The sequence below is a fragment of the Piscinibacter defluvii genome, assembly GCF_004011805.1.
GTDB lineage: Bacteria > Pseudomonadota > Gammaproteobacteria > Burkholderiales > Burkholderiaceae_C > Piscinibacter > Piscinibacter defluvii.
The window spans coordinates 64,652-88,878 of record NZ_RCHJ01000013.1; the positions used below are offsets into that span (position 1 = coordinate 64,652).

Annotated in this window: 17 protein-coding genes; 6 read left to right on the forward strand and 11 right to left on the reverse strand. The window is 72.4% G+C overall.

Translation table 11 applies throughout. The features are described 5' to 3' along the window. Positions 1–120: 120 nt before the first annotated feature. Complete coding sequence (locus D9C15_RS19800; RefSeq protein ID WP_128000195.1) at positions 121–390, reverse strand: hypothetical protein; 270 nt, start codon at positions 388–390, stop codon at positions 121–123. Positions 391–401: 11 nt separating this feature from the next. Here D9C15_RS19800 and D9C15_RS19805 point away from each other — a divergent pair, with 11 nt between their 5' ends. Together D9C15_RS19805 and D9C15_RS19810 are read left to right on the forward strand one after the other, a co-directional pair. After that, positions 402–662 carry a hypothetical protein gene (locus tag D9C15_RS19805; RefSeq protein ID WP_128000196.1) on the forward strand — a complete coding sequence of 87 codons (261 nt, stop codon included), beginning with the start codon at positions 402–404 and terminating at the stop codon, positions 660–662. Positions 663–1,195: 533 nt separating this feature from the next. Then, on the forward strand, positions 1,196–1,843 hold the full coding sequence (locus tag D9C15_RS19810) for a hypothetical protein (RefSeq protein WP_128000197.1): 648 nt from the start codon (positions 1,196–1,198) through the stop codon (positions 1,841–1,843). A 203-nt stretch (positions 1,844–2,046) separates the two neighbouring features. Here the strand turns inward: D9C15_RS19810 and D9C15_RS19815 are convergent, their stop codons facing one another. Both D9C15_RS19815 and D9C15_RS19820 read right to left on the reverse strand, forming a co-directional pair. Continuing rightward, positions 2,047–6,576 carry a hybrid sensor histidine kinase/response regulator gene (locus D9C15_RS19815; RefSeq protein ID WP_128000198.1) on the reverse strand — a complete coding sequence of 1,510 codons (4,530 nt, stop codon included), beginning with the start codon at positions 6,574–6,576 and terminating at the stop codon, positions 2,047–2,049. Between the two features lie 110 nt (positions 6,577–6,686). Continuing rightward, a complete protein-coding gene (locus D9C15_RS19820; protein WP_164886790.1) occupies positions 6,687–9,686 on the reverse strand; it encodes a winged helix-turn-helix domain-containing protein in 3,000 nt (999 codons plus the stop codon). A gap of 263 nt (positions 9,687–9,949) precedes the next feature. On the opposite strand from D9C15_RS19820, the gene D9C15_RS33750 reads away from it, so the two are divergent. Next, positions 9,950–13,966 (forward strand): hypothetical protein, encoded by a 4,017-nt coding sequence (locus D9C15_RS33750; RefSeq protein WP_205854851.1) that lies wholly within the window; start codon positions 9,950–9,952, stop codon positions 13,964–13,966. Positions 13,967–14,071: 105 nt separating this feature from the next. On the opposite strand, the gene D9C15_RS19830 is transcribed toward D9C15_RS33750, so the two are convergent. Then, positions 14,072–15,049, reverse strand: a complete 978-nt coding sequence (locus D9C15_RS19830; protein ID WP_128000200.1) for a gluconeogenesis factor YvcK family protein — start codon at positions 15,047–15,049, stop codon at positions 14,072–14,074. Between the two features lie 198 nt (positions 15,050–15,247). On the opposite strand from D9C15_RS19830, the gene D9C15_RS19835 reads away from it, so the two are divergent. Next, positions 15,248–15,883, forward strand: coding sequence for an alpha/beta fold hydrolase (locus tag D9C15_RS19835; protein WP_128000201.1), 636 nt, complete (start codon positions 15,248–15,250; stop codon positions 15,881–15,883). A gap of 43 nt (positions 15,884–15,926) precedes the next feature. Further along, complete coding sequence (locus tag D9C15_RS19840) at positions 15,927–16,469, forward strand: hypothetical protein (RefSeq protein WP_128000202.1); 543 nt, start codon at positions 15,927–15,929, stop codon at positions 16,467–16,469. 5 nt (positions 16,470–16,474) lie between these two features. Here D9C15_RS19840 and D9C15_RS19845 read toward each other — a convergent pair whose 3' ends face one another. Continuing rightward, positions 16,475–17,152, reverse strand: a complete 678-nt coding sequence (locus tag D9C15_RS19845) for a response regulator transcription factor (RefSeq protein WP_128000203.1) — start codon at positions 17,150–17,152, stop codon at positions 16,475–16,477. Further along, complete coding sequence (locus D9C15_RS19850; RefSeq protein WP_128000204.1) at positions 17,137–18,630, reverse strand: PAS domain-containing sensor histidine kinase; 1,494 nt, start codon at positions 18,628–18,630, stop codon at positions 17,137–17,139. Before D9C15_RS19850 ends, D9C15_RS19845 begins: the two co-directional genes overlap by 16 nt. Positions 18,631–18,815: 185 nt before the next feature. On the opposite strand from D9C15_RS19850, the gene D9C15_RS19855 reads away from it, so the two are divergent. Further along, positions 18,816–19,574 carry a Crp/Fnr family transcriptional regulator gene (locus D9C15_RS19855; protein WP_164886791.1) on the forward strand — a complete coding sequence of 253 codons (759 nt, stop codon included), beginning with the start codon at positions 18,816–18,818 and terminating at the stop codon, positions 19,572–19,574. Here the strand turns inward: D9C15_RS19855 and D9C15_RS19860 are convergent, their stop codons facing one another. From D9C15_RS19860 to D9C15_RS19880, 5 genes are all read right to left on the reverse strand, one after another. Continuing rightward, entirely contained in the window at positions 19,575–19,892 is a 318-nt protein-coding gene (locus D9C15_RS19860) for a hypothetical protein (protein WP_128000206.1), read from the reverse strand. A 23-nt stretch (positions 19,893–19,915) separates the two neighbouring features. Continuing rightward, complete coding sequence (locus D9C15_RS19865) at positions 19,916–20,731, reverse strand: thymidylate synthase (protein ID WP_128000401.1); 816 nt, start codon at positions 20,729–20,731, stop codon at positions 19,916–19,918. 36 nt (positions 20,732–20,767) lie between these two features. Further along, a complete protein-coding gene (locus tag D9C15_RS19870) occupies positions 20,768–21,418 on the reverse strand; it encodes a YiaD family glycine zipper/OmpA-like lipoprotein (protein ID WP_128000207.1) in 651 nt (216 codons plus the stop codon). A gap of 88 nt (positions 21,419–21,506) precedes the next feature. After that, on the reverse strand, positions 21,507–23,321 hold the full coding sequence (locus tag D9C15_RS19875) for an ABC transporter transmembrane domain-containing protein (RefSeq protein ID WP_128000208.1): 1,815 nt from the start codon (positions 23,319–23,321) through the stop codon (positions 21,507–21,509). Between the two features lie 9 nt (positions 23,322–23,330). Further along, positions 23,331–24,212: a fructosamine kinase family protein gene (locus D9C15_RS19880; RefSeq protein WP_128000209.1), complete on the reverse strand. Its 882-nt coding sequence runs from the start codon at positions 24,210–24,212 to the stop codon at positions 23,331–23,333. Between the last annotated feature and the right edge of the window lie 15 nt (positions 24,213–24,227).

Sequence of the window (24,227 nt, forward strand, 5' to 3'; positions counted from 1 at the left end):
TCTGCGGCCTCGGCGATGGCAGCACAAGCGTGGCTCGTAGCCGAACTCGGGTCAGCGGCGCGTTGGCGTTTGCTCCTGCTCATCGCATCACTGATGTGGCGTTGCGGCTCTCGACTGGCCCTACGGCGCCGGCGGCGCGGCATCCAACCCGTACAGCTCGGCAATCTCGTGGCGGGCCAAGTGCCCATTGCCGGGTTGACTCAGCGCATCCCTTTCTCGTTCCACCTGCGCGATCAGCGCTGGCACGTATGCCCCGGCCTCAAGCAGCGTGCGCACTCGCCCCGGCCACCCAAGCATCCAGCGGTTCGCTACCTCCACGGCGAGGGGCCCTTGACGAAGCAGCGCCTCGCGCGCCGGCGCTGGGTAGGCCTTGTGACGATAGAGCTCCATCGACGGCTCCCTTGTCGCTGCTCGACCGGCTGCAACTCCACCGCGCCCGCAGCCTGACGCGACGGCACGAGCATCATCGAAAAGACGGAGCCGGCTGGCAATGCCCAGTGATCGAGGTCGCGCGCGCCTGGAAGCTGCCGGCCCAGGTGGAGCCCGGCTCCACGAAGAAATCACCCGAAGTGGAGCCCGGCTCCACGCCGGTCGATCACGACTACGTGCCCGTCACCGAGGCCGACATGGCGCGCGGCTGCCCGTGGGGCTTCGTAGGGTAAGCCCCGTGTCGGGGCCGTGCAGCTTCGTTCGCGAGCGGCGGCGTGGTCAACGGCGTGAGGGACGGCGGCTCGAATGTAGTAGTCGACTTCGGTCGTGTTCTACAACCCTGGCAGAAGGTGATCGACTTCTCGCGCTCGCCGGCGAGTACCGCATGATTTTCCTGCACCTGCTCTGAAATGTCGCAGATCCAGGCCGTCGCGGCCCGAAAGAGGCTGCGTCAACGACTTAGCGGTACGTAGGCGAGCAAATGAGGGAGGTTATCAACCGATGACCCCGAATTTCCACAGGCTTGCGCACAGGCGATCGTGGCGAGGCGCCCTATGATGGTGGCGCCCAAACGCAAACGCCAAGGCTTGCCGGCCTTGGCGCTGCGTCCCAGCCCAAATAGGCGCCGGGGAATGGGGCCCTCGCGGACCTCCGGATCGAACCCAGAGATTCTATGCGTGGGTGGGCGTTGGGGCCGTTCGTAGTTCTACGGAAGGGCTTGTCGTTACCTATGCCACGCATCTCAGCAAACAAGCTCGGCGAGTACATGATCTCGTCGAGTCCCGCACGCCGTCGCCGCATCATCTCCGATCAGAAGAAGCCCAGCGACCCGATACCCCAGTTGTACCGACTCGCTACCAAGCCGATTGCCGAGTTCATGGCGGCTGGAGCCAACGACGAATCCATCGTCGACCGCGCCGTGCTGCGGCTGCGGGCAAGCTCGGGCACCAAGTGGGCGATGGACGACGCGCGCAACACCGCTGACGCGCTTGAGGAGTTCCTCCAGGTCGCCAACGGTTTGCCTCCCGAGGAAGTGCGGTACGAACGTGGACCGGACCAGGCACCGCACTTGCGCATCAAGTCGGTGGACATCTCGGTCTGCCCGAACCTTCTCCTGTTCTCCGAGCAACGTGGAGTCCCTTGTGTTGGGGCGTTGAAGCTGCACTTCCCGAAGTCCGACGAGCGAGCGCTTGGCCGAGAGGGCGGCGAGTACGTCGCAACCCTTCTACTTCACTGGCTGGCGGAGTACGGGCCGCGCGGTGTGAAAGTGCTTCCCTCGTTGTGCTTGTCAGTGGACATCTTCCGCCGGTCCATTGTTCATGCACCGGCGGCGACTCTGCGCCGAATGGCAAGCGTGGCTGCGGCGTGCGAGGAGATTGCGGCGCACTGGGAGAGGCTCGATCCGGCAACTTGACCGCCCCGCTCGTGGCCGACTGGCTGCGAGCCGCTACCTGCCCGCGGTGTCACAGGAATCTGGACGTACAACTTTTCGTACAACTGACAGGCATCGCACGGCAGCGATTGAGTATCCACGAGGCTTCCGGCCAACTGTTCGATAGACCCCAGCCCCAAACAATGGTCCACAACGGACCGCTCGAAACCAAGGCGCCAGGTCGATCAACGACCTGGCGCCTCCGCTAGGCTGGCGAGGACCGGCGCGAGTTCGCGCTCCACGGCCTGCAGCAGCGGCTCCAGGGACGACGCTTCCGTGCGCTGCCGGCAGGCTTCCTCCAGCGCTGCGGCGGCCCGCTGCAGCGCGGGCATGCCCAGGGTGCCGGCGACGCTCTTCAGATCGTGTGCGTGGCGCGTGGAGGCCTCCTCGTCGCCCTGCCTACGGGCCTGGCGGAAGCGGGCGACGAAGTCGGACTCGCGCTCGCGGAACAGCCCCAGCAGCCGCCGGTAGAGCGCCTCGTCGCCCATCACCGCGGCCACGCCGGCGCGCTTGTCCAGCGTCGGCAGCGGCGTCTCCCGCACGGAGGGGGTCAGCGCCGGATGCACCCAACGCGCCAGCGTGGCGAAAAGGTCGTCGACGCGGATCGGCTTGGCGACGTGGTCGCTCATGCCCGCCTGCAGCACCTTCTCGCGGTCGCCGGCCATCGCATTGGCCGTCATCGCGATGACCGGCAGGTCCTTCAGCTCGGGGCGCTGGCGCAGCGCTCGCGTCGCCTCGTAGCCGTCCATCACCGGCATCTGGCAGTCCATCAGCACGGCGTCGAAGCGCTCGCGTGACAGGATCGCCAGCGCCTCCTGGCCGTCGCCGGCGATGTTGACGACGATGCCGGCGCGGTTCAGCAGATCGCGCGCGAGTTCCTGGTTGATCGGGTTGTCCTCGACCACCAGGACATGCGCTCCGGCCATGCCGGCCTGGCGTGCCTGCAGCAGCTCCTGGCGCTGCTCGTTGCGCCTGGGCCCGGGGCGCGGACGGCCCAGCGCGTTCGCGCAGGCATCCTGCAGCCCCGACGGCGTGACCGGCTTGGGCAGCAGCCCGGCCACGCGCAGCCCGCGCGCGGCGAGCTGGCGCTCGGCCTCCTCGAGGTTGAAGGCCGTCACCATCAGCACGGTGGGCGGGGCGTGCCGGCCGGCCACGTGCGCCAGCCGTTCGAGGCAGGCGACGCCGTCCAGCCCCGGCATGTGCCAGTCGAGCAGCAGCAGCTCGAACGGCCGGTCCTGCGCATCGGCCTGCGCCACCGCCTGCAGCGCCGCGGTGCCGTCGGGCGCCGTCTCGGCCTGCAGGCCGAAGGCCGATGCCAGCGTGCACAGCAGCTCGCGCGCCGCCGGGTTGTCGTCGACGACGAGCACGCGCAGGCCCGGCAGGTCGGCATCCGGCGGCGGCGCGGCCTGCGGCTGCAGGCCGAAGGACAGGCTGAAATGGAAGCAGCTGCCGCGCCCGGGCTCGCTCTCGACCCCGATCTCGCCGCCCATGCGCTCCACCAGGTGACGGCAGATGGCCAGGCCGAGCCCGCTGCCGCCGTAGCGCCGGCTGGTCGAGGCGTCGGCCTGCGTGAAGGGCTGGAACAGGCGCGCGAGGGCCTCCGGTGCGAGGCCGATGCCGGTGTCGCGCACCTCGAAGCGCAGCCTCACGCGCTGGCCGTCGCGCGCGCACTCGGTCACCGCCACCGTGACCTCGCCGCGATCGGTGAACTTGACCGCGTTGTTGCTCAGGTTCAGCAGCACCTGGCCGAGCCGCGAAGGGTCGCCGACGAGCGCGGTCGGCAGCCCGGGCGGCAGCGCGAACAGCAGCTCCAGCCCCTTCTCCTCGGCGCGCATGCCCACCAGCGTGGCGAGCTGGTCCAGCACGTCGCCGAGCTGGAACGGGATCTCCTCGATCTCCAGCCGGCCGGCTTCGATCTTCGAGAAGTCGAGGATGTCGTTGATGATGCCCAGCAGCGACTCGGCGGCGCGGTGCACCTTGTCGACGTAGTTGCGCTGGCGCGGGTCCAGCCCGGTCTGCAGCGCCAGGTACGACATGCCGAGGATGGCGTTCATCGGCGTGCGGATCTCGTGGCTCATGTTGGCCAGGAACTCGCTCTTGGCGCGCGTCGAGGCCTCGGCGGCATGCTGCGCGCGGGCCAGCGCTTCGGTGCGTTCGAGCACGCGCTGCTCCAGGCCCTGGGCCACCTCGTGGGCGATGCGGGCGCGCTCCTCGAATCGGCGCTGCAGCTGGCGCACCCGCAGGCGGTAGGCCAGTCCGAGCGCTGCGAGCAGCAGGGCAGCGATCAGGAGCAGGACGGGCCATGTCGCGTACCACGGCGGCGGAATGTGGATCCGCAGTGCAGGCGTGCTCTCGTTCCAGTCGCCGCGCGGGCCGCGGGCCTGGACCCGGAACGTGTAGTCGCCCGGCGGCAGCGTCGTGTAGGTCGCGCTGCGCCGGGCACTGTCCGTCTCGTTCCACTTCGCTTCGAGCCCTTCGAGCCGGTACCGATAGCGCGTGCGCGCCGGATCGACGTAGTTCAGGGCGGCGAACTCGAAGGACACGATGCTGCGCGGTTCCAGTTCCAGCGACGCGGTGGACCAGATGGGCTGCTGCAGCGGCGAGCTTCCTGGCCGCACCGGCTCGCCGAACAGGCGCAGGTCGGTCAGGTACACCGGCAGCGTGCGCTCGCGCTCGACGATCTGCCCGGGGAAGAACGCCACCAGCCCCTTCGGCGAACCGAAGAACATTTCCCCGCCCGGGCTCTGGGCGGCGACCACGGGGTTGGCGAACCGATCGGTCAGCAGACCGTCCGATGCGTGATAGTTGGTGAAGGTCTCGGCGTGCGGGTCGAAGCGCGACAGCCCGTTCGGGGTGCTGATCCACAGGCGCCCGTCGTCTTCTTCCAGGATGCCCAGGGCCGTGTCGGCGGGAAGCCCGGAGCGCGAGGCGTAGGACGTGAATGTCCCATGGCGCGGATCGAGCTTGCCGAGGCCGCGGAAGGTCGCGGCCCACACCGTCCCGCTGCGGTCGACGTGGACGGCGTTGACGCGGTTGTGGCCGGGCGGATGCGCGGCGCGCAACGCTGCATCGAAGACCGTGAACGTGCCCGTGCGGGGCTCGAACCTGTGCACGCCGCGCGACGACGTGGCCAGCCACAGGGCGCCGCTGGCGTCCTCCGCGATCGAGCGGTACTGCGCCAGGCCGGTGGCCGGCGGCCGGAAGGTCGCGAAGGACTGCGACGCGGGCTCCCAGCGGCTGAGCCCGAAATCCGTCGCGGCCCACAGGCTGCCGCCCCGGTCGACCCGCAGGGCCGTGACCCGGTCGTGGTTCAGCGATCGTGGATCGGAGGCATCGTGCGTGTACGTGGTGTAGCGGCCGGAACCGGGGTCGAGGCGAACCAGGCCGCTGCCGTTCGTGCCGAACCACAGGTGGCCGGCGCCGTCCTTCGCGATCGCGCTGACACCTCTGGCGAAGGCCGGCTGCTCGACCCGCGTGATCCAATCCGTCCTGCGGTCGACCCGGTTCAGGCCGCGGTCCGTGCCGATCCACAGCGTGTCGGGGTCTTCGGCGTAGGCCGCGGTCACCGCGCCCTTGCCCAGGCTCTGCGCGACGGCCTGCTGGTGGCGGTAGGACCGGAAACGCGGCGGCTCGGTGTCGAAGCGGTGCACGGCGCCCGCCTTGGTCACCGACCAGAAGTTCCCGTCGCGATCCTTGAACAGGCCGACCACGAGGTCGTCGCGCAGGCCGTCCGGATCGTCGGGGTTGCTCTGGTACCAGATCGCCTGCCTGCGGTCCGGGGTCAGCTTCACGAGGCCGAGCCTGTTGGTGCCGAGCCAGAGCGCCCCGTCGCTGCCCTCCTGGATCGAGACGACGCCGGAGGACGCGTTCGGCGCCAGCCCGCCGTTGCGGAACGCGTAGACCGTGACCTCGCCGCTGGCGACGTCGACCGAGGCCAGGTCCGCGCCCGAGGACAGCCCGATCCACAGCCTGCCGCTGCGGTCCTGAAACGGCCGCGACGGAAAGCCCGTGCAGACGAACCGGCGTCCCGGCCCCGCCGCGAGCGGGAGGTGGCGGAGGACCTTGCCCGAGCGCCGGTCGAGCACGTGGAGCCCCTCGCTGCTGGTGACCCAGAGGGTCCCGTCGTTCGCGGCGGCCATTCCGATGACCCGTGTCTCGCCGACCGAGGGCGTGTAGCGCGGACGGTGGCAGGTCGTCTTCGAGGTGACCGGGTCGAGGGCCGTCACGCCGTCGTCCGTCGCCAGCCAGATCACCCCGTCGGGGTCCTCGACGATGTCGTGGGCGATCGCGACGGTGCCGCAGTCGTCGTTGGGCGACCGGTACTGCGTGAAGCTGCCGGTCGCCGGGTCGTAGCGATTGAGCGAGTCGTCGGCGCCGATCCACAGCCGGCCCGCCCGGTCACTGGCGAGCGAGTGGCCGATGACGTGGCCGACGCTGCCGGTGCCCGTGCCCTCCGGGACCTTCATGAAGCCGTAGCCGTCGTAGCGGCGCAATCCGTCCGAGGCGCTCAGCCACAGGAACCCGTAACGGTCCTGCACCATCCGCTGCAGCGCGAGCGGTGCGGACGGCGCCGACAGCGGGTGAAACTGCAACGGTGCGCCCGCGACGAGCGCGACGTCGACCACCGTGATGTCCTGTGCCCGGGAGGGCCCGCAAGTCACCAGCGCTGCAAGCGCGGCCGACAGTGCGACGACGCCACGGATCCACCTCTTCATGCCCCGCGCACCTCTGCATCCTCCGGCGGCGCCGGTATCGACGATCGAGTGGTGGAACTCACCCCTGCAGGTCGAGTATCGCTCTGGGCGCTGCGGTGGCCTGCCCTGGATTACACGGGGCGCGGCGGGCGCGGGAGGGGGGTGCCCTCCGGGCTGCCGCTGCGGGCCTCGATGCGTGCCTTGAGGTCCGCCGCCAGGGCGTGGTCGGGGTCCTGGTCGAGCACCACGTCGAGCATGCGCAGCGCCGTGCTCCAGCGGTGTTCTTCGGCGGCGCGCGACGCGAGGTCGAGCATCTGCGTCGTCCAGCTGTCATCGTCCACGGCCCGCGCGCGCGCCTGCACGCCGGCGGCGGGCAGCCGCCGCAGCATTCTTGCGGCCAGCCGCCGGCCCAGCGCGGTCGGCGACCGGTCGCGCAGGCTGCCTTCGGTCCGGGCCAGGGGCGAGAGGAGCACGTACTCGAGCGTCAGGGCGTCGTCGCGGCGCGCCAGCCGGGCCAGCAGGACCTGCACGCCGGGGCTGCGGTGGGTGATGGCCGCGGCGATCGCGGCCGGCGTCGCGGCCGGCGTCGCGGCCGCGCTGCCGTCCAGCCCCGCCTGCATCTCGGCCGCGGACAGGAGGTGCAGCCGCGCATGCACGGCCAGCGCGTGGCCGAGCACGGCCAGCGCGTAGGCGAGGTCATCCTCGGCGCCGGCCGTGTCGGGCGTCGCCCCCGGCAGCGGCACGATGGCCAGGCGACCCGATGGCGCGGGGGGCAGGTCCGGCAGCAGCGCCGCTGCGGCGTCGTCGTCGGGCTCCACCCGTGCCTCGGCCAGCAGCCGGTAGCCTTGGCCGTAGATGGCCCGGACGTGCACCGCGTGCGTCCGGCTCTGCCGCATCGCGCGGCGGATCGTCGCGATCGCCTGCGCGACCACCTCCGGCGAGCCGGCCGCCCCGTCCCACACGGTGTCGAGCAGTTCGTCGCGCGTCACCACGCGATGGCGGTTGCGGTAGAGGTGCACGAGCACGTCGAAAGGCTTCGGCGCGACGGTCTGGCGCCGGCCATCGACCCACAGTTCTCGGCGCTCGACGTCGAGCACGCAGTTGGCGAACCGGTACTGCCGCCGCATCACGGCGCTCGGCACCATCGGTACCCGCGGCATGCCCTGCGGGCCGGCGGGCGTCGCCAACAGCTCCTGCCCCAGGCGCCGGAACAGGGGCTTCGCGGCCGGCGCCGACGCCAGGCGGGCCAGCAGCGCCTGGGCCTCGGGCTCCTGCCGGCGCCGCCGGGCCAGCAGCGCGCGCGGGTACAGCAGGTTCGCGGCGGTGACCTCGTCCTGCAGATGGGCCTGGGCCTGCGCGCGCTCCAGTTCCGCCTGCGCCAGCGGCAGGCGCCCGCTGCGCACCAGGGCCTCGACCAGCCAGGGCAGCAGCGGCGCTTCGGCCATGCGGTTGCCGCGGCGGCGACACTCGGCTGCCGCCTGCAGGAAGCACTCGGCCGCCTCGCCGACGCGGCCGGCCGCCATGGCCGCATGTCCGTGGGCCTGCCAGAGAAAGCCGTCGTCCTCCACCCCGGCCGGCTGCGGCAGCAGCGAGAGCAGCTCGGCGGCGGCATCCGGGCGGCCCTGCATGCGATGGACCAGGCAGTGGACATTGGCCACCGTGCCCGACAGGTTCACCTCGGCCTCGATCGCCAGCGCGGTGCCGGTCGCCTCCTCGGCCGCTTCCCGGGCCTCGTCCAGCCGGTCCGCGTAGACCAGTTCGCCGGCCAGATTGAGGCTCACGCTGACGAGCGCGGTGTTGGCGCCGAGGCGGCGGGCTGCGTTGGCGAGCCTCCTGTTCCAGCGGATGGACTGCTCGGCATGGCCCGACAGCGAGCTCATGATCGCCCGCAGCCACAACACGTTCAGAAGCCCCCAGCGGCTGCCGATGCGCGTGAAGATCGCCTGCGCCTCGTCCAGGCGCGTGTGCACGGAGTGCAGTTCGCCGAGGCGGCACTCCACGGAGGCCAGCAGCGTCAAGGTGGTCCCCTGCCAGTGCGGCGCCATCCAGCGGCGGCCCAGCGCGTGGGCCTGCTCCAGGCTCTGTGCCGCCTCGCGCAGGCGGCCCTTCACGTGGTGCAGCGACCCGAGCCGCTGCAAGACCTGCGCCTCGAGGACCTGGTCGCCGTCGCGCCGCGCGGCCTCCAGCAGCCGTTGCGCCGTGGCCGGCCCGGCGTCGCTGCCGCAGACGGCCTGGGCGCGCAGCAGCTCCAGATCGAGGCCGGGAAAGCCCGGTTCCAGCTCCTGCAGCAGCTCGAGGGCGCGCAGCGCGGCGGCCTGGTGGTGCATCGCCGCCCAGTGCCCGGCCCGTGCGAACAGCTCGATCGACAGCAGCGAGCAGCCCTGCAGCCGCGCGGCCGGGGCGCGGCGCCCGCCGACCCCGAGCAGGCGGCGCCGCAAGGCCTCGACGGCGGGGATCACCAGGCCGGCCAGCGTGGCGGCGCGGATCGGCACGAGGGTCCTCTCGGCGTGGTCGTGGACCTCCAGCTCGAGCGTGAAGCCGCCGTCCGCCAGACGCAACGAGCCGACCACGGCCTGCCGCGCACCCGCCGCGTGCAGGGTCTGCAGCATGCGCGAGGGCTTGTGCGACCACGACACCTCCAGCGACTGCGTGTCCTGGACCTGCAGGCGCGTGTCCAGCGACAGGCCATGCGCGATGCACGCCATCAGGCCGTGCGCCGTCCACTGCAGGCCGGGCCGCCCGGTCTCGTTGCGCAACGGGCCGATGATCACCGAGGGCATGCCCTCGTGCGGCGCGCCCGTGGAGACCGCCGCGGGCGCCGTTGCCGGCGGGACCTCGAAGATGTAGCCCACCCGCGGGATCGAGCGGATGATCGGCGCGGGCCCGTCGTCGCCGATGGCCCGTCGCGCCGCACGCACCGCCTGCCGAAGCGCAGCGTCGGAAACCGGGCCTTCGGAGCCCAGGGCCGCCAGCAGTTCTTCCTTCGTGACCACGCGGTGGCGCAGGCGCACCAGCTGGTTCAGCACGCGCCACGCCCGCGGCTCCACCTTCACCGGCTTCCCGTCGCGCAGCACACGTCCGGCGAGCAGGTCGAGCGACCCGCCGGGCAGTGCGATGACGGGCTCGGTCACGGACCCACCCGGCGTGCTGGGAACGGCCGCAGCACGGCATGCCGGGACGTGGCGGGGGAGGGCAGCCGAGGCATTGGCGGCGATTGTTGCGCAAGCACATTCGTGCACCTTGATACGTTTCGGGGCCCTCCGGCAGCCGCCCGTCACGGGTTGATCAAGAAGGCGCCCCGGCGCCTGCGCAGACTCGACGCCCGTCGACCACGACACCCACGGGCCGCGTGGTGCCGTGCCGACCGAACCGCTCCCCACACGACGAAGCCGACATGCCGACACATCAGGTGCTCCCCTCGCGACCCGACCAGACCGGCGGACGGCCCGCCGGGCGCCCGCTGCGGGGCATCGTCTGGCTGTGGCTGTCGGCCTGCCTCATGGTGCTGCTGGTGGGCTGCGGCGGCGGCGCCACGGCCGGGTCCACGCCCGGTCCCACGTCGCCTCCGCGCGCCCCTGCGTCGTTGACGGTGACGGCCGGCGACGGCGAGGCCACGCTGCGCTGGAGCGCGGTTGCTGCAGCGAGCTCCTACAACATCTACCGCTCCACGACCGCGGGCGTGCAGGGTGCAAAGATCGCCGCGACCTCGTCGACTTCCTTCGTGGATTCGAGCGCGGCCAACGGCACGACCTACTACTACCAGGTGACGGCCGACAACGCCGCCGGCGAAGGAACCGCCTCGACACAATCACCCGGCGTCACGCCCGCGGTGCCGGCCACGGTGCCCCCTGCACCCACGGGGCTGCAGGCCAGCGCCGGCGATGCACGGGTGACGCTGGACTGGACGCCGGTGGCCGGGGCCCGCTCGTACAACGTCCTCCGGTCGACCGATCCGGGATCGCCCGGCACGAAGATCGGGTCGAGTTCGACCGCGCAGTACGTCGACCTGGCGGTAACCAACGGCACCACCTACTACTACGCGGTCAGCGCCGACAACGCCGCCGGCGAGGGGCCTGCCTCGGCACCCACCGCGGGCGTGACGCCGAGCGCGCCGCTCGGCCCGCCGGCGGCGCCCGCCGGCCTCAGCGTCGTTGCGGGCAATGCCCAGGTCGGTGTGAGCTGGACGGCCGTGGCCGGAGCGACGTCGTACAACGTCTACCGGTCGACCACCGCGGCGGCACAAGGCGCGAAGATCGGCTCGAGCGCGACCAACCGATTCGACGACACCAGCGCGGTCAACGGCACGACCTACTACTACGTCGTCACGGCGAACAACGCGGCCGGCGAAGGGCCGGCCTCCGCCGCATCGGCGGGTGTCACCCCGAGCGTCCCGCTCTCCGCGCCGCCGGCGCCCACCGGCGTCAACGCGACGGCCGGCAATGCGCAGGTGACGCTGACCTGGACGGCAGCGCCCTCGGCGACCTCCTACAACGTCTATCGATCGACGACCCCGGGGTCCCGGGGCAGCGCGATCGGCTCGAGCCCGACGCCGGGCTACAGCGACCTCGCGGTGGTCAACGGCACGACCTACTACTACGTCGTCACCGCGGCCAATGCGGCCGGGGAGGGGCCGGCGTCGTCGCAGTCCGCCGCCGCGACGCCGCAGGTTCCGCTGGCCCGGCCGCCGGCGCCCACCGGCGTCAACGTGACGGCCGGCAATGCGCAGGTGACGCTGACCTGGACCGCCGCGGCGACGGCGACCTCGTACAACGTCTACCGCTCCACCCTCCCGGGCGTGCAGGGCACGAAGATCGGCTCGAGCGCGACGGCGGCGTATGCGGACTCGACGGCCGTCAACGGGACGACCTACTACTACCAGGTCTCGGCCGTGAACGCAGCCGGCGAGGGCACGGCCTCGACGCAGTCGGCGGGGGCGACACCGGCGATCCCGCTCAGCGTGCCGGCGGCACCGGCGAGCGTGAATGCCACCGACGCCGCGGCCCAGGTGACCGTCAGCTGGAGCGCCGTGTCCGGCGCCACGTCGTACCGGGTCTACCGCTCGACGACGCCGGGCCAGCGCGGCACGCTGATCGGCACGACCGCGGCGACCAGCCTGGCCGACGGCACGGTCGTCAACGGCACGGCCTACTCCTACGTCGTGACGGCGTCGAATGCCGCCGGGGAAGGGGCGGCCTCCGCCGCGGCGACCGTGACGCACGGCACCGCCTGGCGCAACGCGAAGTTCGGCGGCGGCGGCTACGTCACCGGCCTGATCTTCCATCCGGCGTCCGCGAACGTCCTGTATGCCCGCACCGACGTCGGCGGGGCCTACCGCTGGAACCAGGCCACGCTGGCCTGGGTGCCGATCACCGACGGGTTCAGCGGCGCCGAGGGCTTCCATCACGGCGTCGAAAGCATCGCCCTCGATCCGAACGACGATCGGCTCGTCTACATGGTCACCGGCATGTACAACTCGGCGGATGCCACCGCCCGGCTGTACCGCTCGAGCGACCGCGGCGACCGCTGGACACGCATCGACCTGCCGTTCTCCGCGGGCGGCAACAACGGCGGCCGGGCCATCGGCGAACGCCTGATGGTCGACCCCAACAAGCCGTCCACGCTGTTCTTCGGCTCGCGCACGGCGGGCCTGTGGAAGAGCGTGGACTCGGGGACCACGTGGACCCAGGTCAGCTCGTTGTCGGCCACCCGGATGACCGGCGACCAGATCACGGCGGCCGGCGGCAGCGCGGTGGGCGTGGGGCTGGTGGTCTACGACACCGGAACCCGGGGCACGGGCACGGCCACGCAGACCCTCTACGCCGCCATCGCGCCGGACTACGCCGGCGTGGCCGGCCTGAGCTCGAACCTGTACCGGTCCAGCAATGGCGGGGCCTCATGGACCGCGGTGGCGACGCCGGTGTCCGGCTACCACATCCCGCACATGGTGCGTGCCGCCAATGGCCGGTTCTACGTGGTGTTCACCCAGGGTGCGGGCCCGAGTTCGCCCGGCCCCGCCCGCCTCTACCGGTTCGACGGCAGCAACTGGTCGCTGCTCGCCAGCAACGACTCGTCGGGCTACGGGGGCGTGTCCGTCTCCGGCTCCGGCGCGGACACCCGCATCGCCCTGGGCGTGACCAACACCTGGGGCAACTACAGCGGCCAGAAGATCGTGCAACTGTCCGACGACGCCGGCGGCACCTGGCGCGAGATCGCGGCCACGATGCCGCACACGCCCGCCGGCGGCGACTTCTCCGGCTGGATCGACGATGTCGAGATCGATCCGTTCGACCGGGACCGCGTCCTGCACGTCTTCGGCGGCGGCATCTGGGAGACGCGGAACGCCTCCGCGTCGACGCCGAGCTGGACCTTCGCGGTCGACGGGCTCGAGGAGACCTGCGCGCTGGCCCTCACGACGCCGCCGGCCGGCGCGCCGTACCTGGTGATCAACGCCTCGGGCGACGTCGGCACCTGGGTCTACACGGACCTCGCGAAGAAGCCGACCCAGGGCCCTTTCGACCAGTGGAGCAACGGCAACTCCACCGATGTGGCGTGGTCCGATCCGCTCTACATCGCCGGCATCGGCGTGATCAACTCGAGCGGCCTCGGCACGGGCTTCTGGTCCGGTGATGGCGGCAAGACCTGGGCGAGCTTCGCCACGCTCCCTCCCGGCGGCGCATCCAGCACCAGCGACGCGTCCAACATCGCCGTCACCGCACGCAACAGGGCGGTCTGGGCGCCGGCCGATTCGGTGCCGTCCTACACCACCGACAACGGCGCGACCTGGACGGCGACCAACCTGCCCGCGCTCGCCGCCATCGGCGGGTTCCCGCGCAGCTACCGCCTGGTGGCCGACCGCAGGAACCCGGACAAGGTCTATGCCTACGACTCGGGCGGCGCCTGGTGGGGCACGCCGGGCAAGGTCTACGTCTCGACCGACGGCGGGCACACGTTCACGCTGAGCCAGGGGTCGGTGTCGGCCAACCTGCGCGCCAACCCGTTCGGGACCACGTCGATGGTGGTCAACCCGAACCTCGAGGGCGACCTCTGGCTGGCCGACGGCAACGCCCTCTACCACTCGGTGGATTCGGGTGCGACCTGGACCCGGCTCGACAACTTCGCGTCGATCTGGGGCAGTCGCCAGACCTGGCAGTGGCCCGAGGTGCAGGGCGCGAGCGTGGTGGCACTCGGCAAGGCGAAGGCAGGCGCCCCGTACTCTGCCGCGGTCTACGTGGTGGGCGTGATCAACGGCGTGTGGGGCGTGTACCGCTCCGATGACGCCGGAGCCACCTGGACACGTTTCAACGACGACGCGCACCAGTACGGCGGATTCAACCTGATGGCGGCCGACCAGAACGTCTATGGCCGCATCTACGCCGCCGGCGGCTGCCGCGGCATGTACTACAGCAACTGAACGAAGCCACGCACCGGCCGGGAGCGACACGGAAAGCGCCCAGGTGAAGCTCTTCGGCACCGTCGCCGAACGCAGCCATCGCCACAGGCCGCCCGACGCAGGGCGCTACGCCCCGGCGAGATCCGGCCACAGCGCCAGCACCACGCGTTCGGCGTCGTGCCGGGCGAGCGATTCGCCCTTCATGAAGGAGCCGGCGATGAGGCGCGGCACCAGCGCGTGCAGCCGCTCGAGCTGCGGCGCCACCGGGTGCGCGCCTTGCTCGGCGTAGCGCGCCGCGAGCGCCGGCGGCGGCATGCCGGTGTTGACGACCACCGTGTCGACGCGCCGGCCCAGGTGGCGGTGCACCTCGGCCACGAAGTCCGCGGCGCCGAAGCCGTCGGTCTCGCCGTGTTTGGTCATCACGTTGCACACGTACACCACCTCGCCCTCGCAGGCGCGGATCGCCTCGGCCACGCCGTCCACCAGCAGGCAGGGCAGCACGCTGGTGTACAGGTCGCCCGGCCCGATCAGCAGCGTGTCGGCACGCATCAGCGCCTTGCGCGCGGCCGCCAGCACGCCGGCCGGCGGATCGAGGAAGACGCGCCGGATCGGCTGCACCGGCCGCTCGCCGGGGCAGTCGATCGCGTCCTCCCCACGCACCAGGCTGCCGTCGCCGAGCTCGGCGCACAGCGTCGCCTGGCCGAGCGTCACCGGCAGCACGCGGCCGGCCGCATCGAGCATCTGCTGCGCGTCCTCGAGCGCGTCGAGCAGGTCGCCGCCGTTGCGGTCCTGCAGCGCATGCAGGATCAGGTTGCCGAGCGAGTGGCCGCCGACGTTGTCGTTCGGCCCGGCCGGAAAGCGGTAGCTGAACAGGTCGCGCCACAAGGTGCTCGAGCGCGCCAGCGCCACCAGCGCCTGGCGCAGGTCGCCCAGGGGCAGCGGCCGGCCGAACTCGTCCATCAGGCGGCGCGAGGAACCGCCCGAATCGGTCATCGCGACGATCGCCGTGAGCCGCGTCGCGACCTTCTTCAGCTCGGAGAGCATCGCGAACGAGCCGGTGCCGCCGCCGACGGTGACGATCCGGTCGTTGATCTGCTGGCGCATGGAACACAGGCCCCAAGGGGGCGCGGGGGACGGGAGCGCGATGTTGCCACCGCGCGGGCGCGCCCCGGCTGCTGCGCCGCAGCTAAGGGTTCGTGCAGGTCGTGCGGGCCGGTCGCGCGCTGAACTCGGATCGCCGGGCCGGGTCCCACCCTGCGCAGATGACGGAATTGAAGTGAACCAACCGGAGCTCATCGGAGCATGTACGAACGATCCTTGCTGGACCTCGGGGCGCCGCTCGCCCCCGGGGAACTCTGCGTGGTGCCGGGCGGGGCGGGGCTGGTGGTGTTTGCCCACGCCGACGGCGAGGCGCGCACCACCCGCCGCAGTGCCGACCTGGCGCTGCGCCTGCAGCGGCGCGAACTCGGCACGCTGCTGTTCGACCTGCTCGGGCCGGAGGAGTCGCACGCCACGCTGGCGCAGGACGTGCCCCTGCTGACGGCCCGCCTCGAGCAGGTGCTGCAGGCCCTGCCGCCCGAGCTGAAGCATGTGCCGATCGGCCTGATCGGCACCGATGCCGGGGCCGCGGCGGCCCTGGTGGTGGCGGCACGCCGTCCGCAGCAGGTGCGCGCCGTGGTCTCGCGCGGCGGCCGGCCGGACCTGGCCGGCGCCGCGCTCGGCGACGTGCGCGCGCCCACGCTGCTGCTGGTGGGAGCGGCCGATGCCGAGGTGCTGGAGCTGAACCGCCAGGCCTACGCGCGGCTGCGCGGCGAGAAGCGCATCGACCTCGTGCCGCGTGCCACGCACCTGTTCCTCGAGGCCGGGGCGCTCGACGCGGTGGCCCAGCATGCAGGTGACTGGTTCCTCGCCCACCTCGGGCCCCCGCCCGCGCGGTGAGCGCGCTCAACGCGTGCGCCAGGGGGCAGCCTAGATTGCCGACATGGCCGACACGCAGCAGCAGTACGGACCTACCGGTGGTCCGGTGCTGGTGGCGATGCCGGCGGGCGAGAGGCATGCCGGCGTGCTGGGGGCCGCGCTGCAGCGGCAGGGGCTGCGAGTGATCGCCGTGACCGGCGCACCACGTTCGGCCGCGGCCTTCGAGGCGGCGCTGCGCGAACGGCTGCAAGGCACCGACCTGACGGGTCGGCGCGTCGGCCTGTTCGGCAGCGGTCCGGCGGTGCTGGCGGTGCTGCGTGTCGCGGCCGCGGCGCCCGCGGTCGTGGCCGCGGTGGTGACCTGCGAAGGCCGCCCCGACCGGGCCGGGCGGGCGCTGGCGGCCGTGCAGGCGCCGACCCTGCTGCTGCTCGGCGCCGACCAGCCCGGGACGCTGGCCGCCGGGCGCGCGGCGATGCAGCGCCTGGCCTGCCGCAAGCGGCTCGAGGTGGTGCCCGGCGGCGTCGACGAGCCGGCGGCGCAGCACGCCCTGGCCGAGCTGGCTGCGGCCTGGTTCGCCAGCCACCTGGCCGAGCCGCCGCACGCCTGAGCGGCTCAGCCGAGCGTGGTGTCGCCGGCCAGGCCGTGTTCCATGCCGTAGCGGATCAGCGCCGCGGTGTTGGGCAGCTGCAGCTTGTCCATGATGCGGCTCTTGTGCGTGCTCACGGTCTTGACCGACAGGTGCAGCGCCGCGGCGATCTGCGTCGGCCGCTCGCCGGCCACCAGCCGGCGCAGCACCTCGAGCTCGCGGTTCGACAGCCCGTCGTGCGCCTCGGGCTCGCTGCCGCGCTGCAGCTGCAGCACCACGCGTTCGGCCAGCGCCGGCGTCACGTAGGCGCCGCCGCCGGCCACCTTGCGCACCGCCTGCACCAGTTCGGCCGCGGCACCGTCCTTGGTGACATAACCATTGGCGCCGTTCTTGAACGCGCGTATCGCGTACTGCTCCTCCGCATGCATCGACAGCACCAGCACGCCGACGCGCGGGTACTCGGCCCGGATGCGCCGGATCAGCTCCAGGCCGTTCATGCCGGGCATCGACAGGTCGACGATCGCGATGTCCACCGGCGCGCGGCGCAGCACCTCGAGCGCCTGGAAGCCGGTGCTGGCCTCGGTGATCGACCAGCCCTCGGCGGTGGCGTCGAGGATGCGCTTCATGCCCTCGCGCACGATCGCGTGATCGTCAGCGATCAGCAGGCGCAGCGGCTCGCCGCGCAGGCTCAGGGGGTCGGCCATGGTTCGTCGTCCGCGGTGGCCGCGGTACGTGTGTCGTGCGCCGGCGGCAGGTGCACCCGCACCCGCGCGCCGCCGCCCGGCGGATTGTCGATCTCGAGCCGGCCGCCGAGCAGCTCGGCGCGCTCGCGCATGCCCAGCAACCCCCAGCGTCCCTCGCGCTGCAGCGCCCGCTCGGGGAAGCCGACCCCGTCGTCGCGCACGCTCAGGTGCAGGCCGTCGTTGCGCCGGCGCAGCTGCACGCTGGCCTGGCGCGCGCGGGCGTGGCGGGCCACGTTGGTCAGCGCCTCCTGCACCATGCGGTAGAGCGCGATCGCGACGCGCTCGTCGACGTCCGGCACCTCGTCCAGGTCGACCTGCACGCGGATGCCGAGCCGGCGCGACGCCTCGTTGCCCAGCCACTCGATCGCGGCGTTCAGGCCGAGGTCGTCGAGCATCAGCGGCCGCAGGTCGGCCGCGATGCGGCGCAGCGCGGCCACCGTCTCGTCGAGCATCCCGAGCATGGCCGGCAGGCGCGTGCCGCGGTCCGTGCCGCCGTCCGACAGGCTGGACAGCTCCATCTTCAGCGCGGTCAGGCGCTGGCCGAGCTCGTCGTGCAGCTCGCGCGCGATGCGGCGGCGCTCCTCCTCGCGCGCCTCCATCACGCTGACCGAGAGCTGCCGCAGCTGGCGCTGCGTGCGCCGTGCCTCGCGGGCCTCGGCGCGCCGCTGGGTGACGTCGGCCACCACCATCTGCACCGTGGTGCGGCCGTGGTCGGGCAGGGCGGCCAGCGCGATCTCGACCTCGCGCGGCTGTCCGTCGGGGCGCAGCAGGCGGCCCTGCACCATGCCGACGCCATGTGCGCCCGCGAGCACGCCGGCGACCTGGTCTCGCAGTGCCGCGTGCGAATCCGGCTGCAGCAGCGAGTAGACCGATTCGCCCACCAGCGGGTGGGCGTCGCCGAGCAGGCGCCCGGCCGCCCGGTTGGCGAACACGATGCGGTCGCTGTCGGCGATCCACAGCGCCACCGGCGCCAGCTCGAACACCGCACGCAGGCGCTGCTGCAGGCTGCGCAGCTCGTCGCGCAGCCCGCGCTCGCCGCTCAGGTCGTGCAGCAGCGCGGCAACGAAGCGGCGCGTGCCTTCCGGGCCGGCCACGTCGACCCCGCTGAGCCACACCTCGGCCGGGAACTCGCGGCCGTCGGCGCGCAGTGCCGTCACCTGGCGGTGCGTGCGCACCGAGTGGTCGTCGCCAAGCGCGGCCGACCAGTCGCGCACCAGCTGCTCGTGCAGGCCGCGGTGGCGCGTCGGGATGAACTCCTCCAGCCGCCGGCCGAGTGCCTGCCCGGCGCTGCAGCCGAAGATGCGCTGCGCCGCCGGGTTCAGCGCGACCACCTGCTGGCTCTCGTCGACCATCAGGATGGCCTCGTGCGCGGCCTGCAGTACGCCGCCCAGGGGCAGCGCGAAAAGGTCCAGACCCCCCGCCGGCGTCGCGTCGCTCATGACCCATACCCTGCCCGGATCGCGCCGCGGCGGGATGACGCAGCGCAAGAAACGCGGCCCTCGCAGCGGGGTCGGAATCGTCCTAACGCGGGTCCGGAAAGGGCCGACGCCGGCCCGCAGGAACGGCCGATTGCCGTGCCGCGGCGCCGCGCGGATGCTGGATGCCTCGAACCCCGGAGACTGCCATGCCCGTCGTGTCCCTGTCCGAGTCGCTCAACGATCTGCTGCGCCTGTGGGGCGGCGACCTGCCACGCGCCGCCTGTGCCGGGCAGACGGTGCTGCCGGTATGGCGCGTGCGCGCCGGCGCGCCGCTGCTGCTGGAAGGTGCCCCGGCGGACCTGGTGCACGTGGTCCGCACCGGCTCCTTCAAGTGCCAGCGGGTCGGCGAGGACGGCTACGAACAGGTGCTGGCCTTCCTCGGCCCGGGCGACGTGCCGGGCATCGATGCCCTCGGGTCGGGCCGGCAGAGCTGCAGCGTGGTCGCGCTGGAGGACAGCACCGTCTACGCGCTGCCGGCACGCGAACTCGACCGGCTGCGCCTGCTGCACCCGGCGCTCGACCAGGGCCTGCAGCGCGCCGTGGCGCGCCAGCTGGCCGATGCGCGCCGCGCGGTCGAGATGATGTCGGCCGTGGCCGCCGAGGTGCGGCTCGGGCGCTTCCTGCTCTGGCTGTCGGAGAGCATGGCCACGCGCGGCCAGTCGCCGCGCCGGCTGCTGCTGCGCATGAGCCGGCGCGACATCGCCAGCCTGCTGGGCATCGCCCACGAGACCGTCAGCCGGGCCTTCTCGGCACTCACCGAGCTGGGGCTGCTGCGCGTCGAGAACCGCGACGTGGAACTGCTCGACCTGGACGGCCTGCGCCGCTGCACACGCGCCACGCGCAGCTCGCTGGTGGACCTGCCGGCCACGGCCGCGACGCGGCGCGCGCCCGTGCTGGCCGCCTGATCAGCCCAGCTGCTCGCCGCCGCGCTCGAGGAAGGGTGCCCAGGGAGCCCACCAGGCCTGCAGCAGGCGCGGGCCGGCCATCAGCGGGTTGTCGGGCACGGCAGGCCAGGCGGCCTGCATCCAGGCCGAGGCCGGCGCGGACAGGGCGTCGAGCCAGCTCAGCCAGGCCTGCGTGGCGATCTGCTGCTGCTGGGTCCAGCTTCCCAGCACAGCGTCGAACCACTCGCGCTGCTGCCCGATCCAGCTGTCCAGCGCCTCGTTCGAATCGAAGCGGACGTCGGTCACGACGGCCTCGGCCGCCGGCTTGCCTCTTGCCATGCTGATGCTCCTGGGTGGCGCGGCTACACGGCGACGGGCGCCTTGATCGCCGCGTGGTGCTGGTACTCGAGCACCTCGAAATCCTCGTACGCGTACTCGAAGATCGACGCCGGGCGCCGCTTGATCGCCAGCACCGGGTAGGGGAAGGGCGAGCGCGAGAGCTGCTCGCGCACCTGGTCGGTGTGGTTGCTGTAGATGTGGCAGTCGCCGCCGGTCCAGACGAAATCGCCGACCTCGAGATCGCACTGCTGCGCCAGCATGTGGGTCAGCAGCGCGTAGCTCGCGATGTTGAACGGCACGCCGAGGAAGATGTCGGCGCTGCGCTGGTAGAGCTGGCAACTCAGGCGGCCCTCGGCGACGTAGAACTGGAAGAACGCGTGGCAGGGCAGCAGCGCCATCTTCGACAGCTCGGCCACGTTCCACGCGCTGACGATGATGCGGCGCGATTCGGGCGTGGTCTTGATCTGGCGCACCACCTCGGCGATCTGGTCGACATGCCCGCCGTCGGGCGTGGGCCAGGAGCGCCACTGCACGCCGTAGACGGGGCCGAGTTCGCCGTCCGCGCGCGCCCATTCGTCCCAGATCGTCACGCCGCGCTCCTGCAGCCAGCGCACGTTGCTGTCGCCGCGCAGGAACCACAGCAGCTCGAGGATGATGGACTTCAGGTGCACCTTCTTCGTGGTGACCAGCGGGAAGCCCTCGCGCAGGTCGAAGCGCATCTGGTGGCCGAACACGCTGCGCGTGCCAGTACCGGTGCGGTCGCCGCGGTCCACGCCATGTTCGAACACATGGCGCATGAAGTCCTCGTACTGCGAGCGGACGGGGCGCGTGGGGTGCATCTGCGAGTGAGCCGGCATGCACCCGATTCTAGGTGTTCACCCCTGTGGCGCCGGCTCCCTCAGGAAGATCTCCACGCGCCGGTTCTGCGCCCGGCCGGCCTCGCTGGCGTTGTCGGCCACCGGCTCGTGCGAGCCGCGGCCCTCGGTCTCGACACGCGCCGGCACCACGCCGCGCGTGGCCAGGTAGTCGCGCACGCTCTGTGCGCGCTCGATGGACAGCGGGTTGTTGATCGCGTCGCTGCCGGTGCTGTCGGTGTGGCCGACGATGCGCACGCGCATCGCGGGGTCGAGCCCGGCGGCGAACTGGTCGAGCACCGGCCGCATCGCCGGCTTGATGGCGGCGCGGCCGACGTCGAACGAGAAGTCGCTCGGCACGTTGACCTTGAGCTGGTTGTCGGCGGTGCGGCTCACGTCGATGCCGGTGCCCTGGGTGGCCTGCTGCATGGCGGCGCGCTTCTCCTCCATGCGCTTGGACCAGAGGTTGCCGGCCACCGCGCCGATCGCGCCGCCGACCACCGCGCCGGTGCCGGCCTTGCCGCCGGTGGCGGAGCTCAGCACCGCGCCGACGCCGGCGCCCACGCCAGCGCCGATGGCCGTGCCCTTCTGGCGCTCGCTCATGTTGGCGCAGCCGGTCAGCAGCGCGGCGGCGAGCGCGACGGACGTGATGGGGCGAAGACGTTCGTGCATGGTGATCTCCTCGGCAATGGACCCCGGATCGACCCCAAGGCCCGTTACCGAGTTCGACCCCGCCGGCGCGGCAAGGTTTCCGGCTGTGTCAGGCGGTGACGGCGGAGGCCGGCTGGTCGAACTGCAGCGCCGCCAGCCGGGCGTACAGGCCGCCGGCGGCGGCCAGCTGAGCATGCGTGCCGGTCTCGACGATGCGGCCAGCCTCCATCACCACGATGCGGTCGGCGCTCTGCACCGTGGCCAGGCGGTGCGCGATCACGAGCGTGGTGCGGTCCTTCATCGCCGCCTCGAGCGCGGCCTGCACGGCGCGCTCGCTTTCGGCGTCGAGCGCGCTGGTGGCCTCGTCGAGCAGCAGCAGCGGCGGGTTCTTCAGGATCGCCCGCGCGATGCTGATGCGCTGGCGCTGCCCGCCCGACAGGCGCACGCCACGCTCGCCGAGGAAGGTCTTGTAGCCCTCGGGCAGGGCGCTGATGAAGTCGTGCGCGAAGGCCGCCTGCGCCGCGGCCATCACGTCCGCATCGCTCGCCCCGGGCCGGCCGTAGCGGATGTTCTCCAGCGCGTCGGCCGAGAAGATCACGCTGTCCTGCGGCACGATGCCGATGCGGCCGCGCAGCGCCTCCAGCGCGGCCTCGCGCACCGGCACGCCGTCGAGTTCGATGCGGCCGACGTCGGCGTCGTAGTAGCGCAGCAGGAGCTGGAACACGGTGGTCTTGCCGGCGCCGCTCGGGCCCACCAGCGCGACCGTCTCGCCCGGCCGCACCTCGAGCTCGAAACCGTCCAGCGCCGCGTGCTGCGGGCGCGAGGGGTAGCGGAAGGTCACGCCGCGCAGCGCCAGCGACGAGCCGCCGCGCGTGGGCGGCAGCGGCTTCGGGTCGCTCGGCGACTCGATCGGCGAGCGCGCCGCGAGCAGCTCCATCAGCCGCTCGGTGGCGCCGGCGGCGCGCAGCAGGTCGCCGTAGACCTCGGACAGCACCGCCACCGAGCCGATCAGGATGGTCACGAACACCACCGTCTGCGCCAGGTGGCCGGCGCTGGTCTTGCCGTCCAGCACCGCCTGCGTGCCCTGGTACAGGCCCCACAGCAGCGCGCCGAAGGTGGCGGTGATGATGAAGGCGACCAGGAACGAGCGCACCCGGGTGCGGCGCCGCGCGGTGTCGAAGGCGTTCTCGGTGGCGGCGTCGAAGCGCCGTGCCTCGCGCGCCTCCTGCACGTAGCTCTGCACCACGGGGATTGCGTTCAGCACCTCGGCGGCGATGGCGCTCGAGTCGGCCACACGGTCCTGGCTGGCGCGGCTGAGCTTGCGCACGCGCCGGCCGAGCCACACGCTCGGCAGCACCACCAGCACCAGCGTGCCCAGCACCTGAGACATCACGTAGGGGTTGGTGACGATCAGCATGCCGAGCGCGCCGATGCCCATCACCGTGTTGCGCAGGCCCATGCTGAGGCTCGAACCGACCACGGTCTGCACCAGCGTCGTGTCGGTGGTCAGGCGCGAGATCACCTCGCCGGTCTGCGTGGTCTCGAAGAACTGCGGGCTCTGCCGCACCACATGGGCATAGACGGCGTTGCGCAGGTCGGCGGTGACGCGCTCGCCCAGCCAGGTGACCATGTAGAAGCGCGCCGCCGAGAACACGCCCAGCGCCGCGCCGACGCCGAACAGCGCGAAGAAGTGGCCGCGCAGCGCCATCACGCGCTCGCCGGGGTCGCTCGCGACCAGGCCCTGGTCGATCAGCGACTTCAGCGCGATCGGGAAGGCCAGCGTGGCGAGCGCCGCCAGCACGAGGAACAGCAGCGCGAGCGCGATGCGGCCGCGGTACGGGCGCAGGAAGGGCAGCAGGCCGGAGAGCGAGCGCACGGGGCGCTTGTCGGCCGCGCCGGGGCGCGAGGGAGGGGTGACAGCCATGAGCCGAGTCTAGGGGCGCGCGTGCCGCAGCGTGTCGAGCAGGCGCTGCGCCGAGCCGAGGTAGCCGCCGCCGAACAGCAGCGCGTGGTTGAGCAGGTGGTAGAGCTGGTACAGGCCGCGCCGGTGCGCATACCCTGGCGCCAACCCCGCCGCGGCGCGGTACTTCTCCCAGAAGCCCGCGGGCGGGCCGCCGAACAGCTCCATCATCGCCAGCTCGGCCTCGGCGTCGGAGACCGACACCGCCGGGTCGTAGACGACCGGCGTGCCGTCGGCCAGGGCGGCCCAGTTGCCGCTCCACAGGTCGCCGTGGACCAGCGCCGGGCGCGGCGCGTGGCCGTCGTCGAAGAAGTCCCCGAGCCGCTCGGCCAGCGCCGCCACGCCGTCGAGCAGCCGGGCCGGCGCGCCGCGCTGCGCGAGCTGCGCGGCCAGCGCGCCGAGCCGTTCGTGCGCGAAGAAGCCGGGCCAGTCGTCGTGCCAGCGGTTGGTCTGCGGCGTGCCGCCGATCCAGTTGTCGCGCTGCCAGCCGTAGCGGCCCTCGCCCGGGGCGCTCGCGCGGTGCAGGGCGGCCAGCACCGCGCCGAAGCGCGCGCCGAAATCGGGCGGCGGCGGCGCGAACGTCAGACCCTCGATCGCGAGAACGCAGGCGGTTTCGGTGGTCCAGCAATCGACCACCGCGGGCACACGGACCGTGCCGGTGGCGCCCAGGGCCGCCAGCCCGTCGGCCTCGGCTTCCAGCATCGCGTGCTGCGCGGGCGGCGCCGACTTGACGAACAGATCGCCCGCGCCGCCGCGCGCGTGCCAGGTGGCGGCGAAGCCGCTGCCGCCGGCCGGGCGCAGCGTCCAGCGCCCGCCGAGGCGCTGCGCGAGCAGGGTGGCGACGGCGGCATCCATGTGTGCATCATGCCG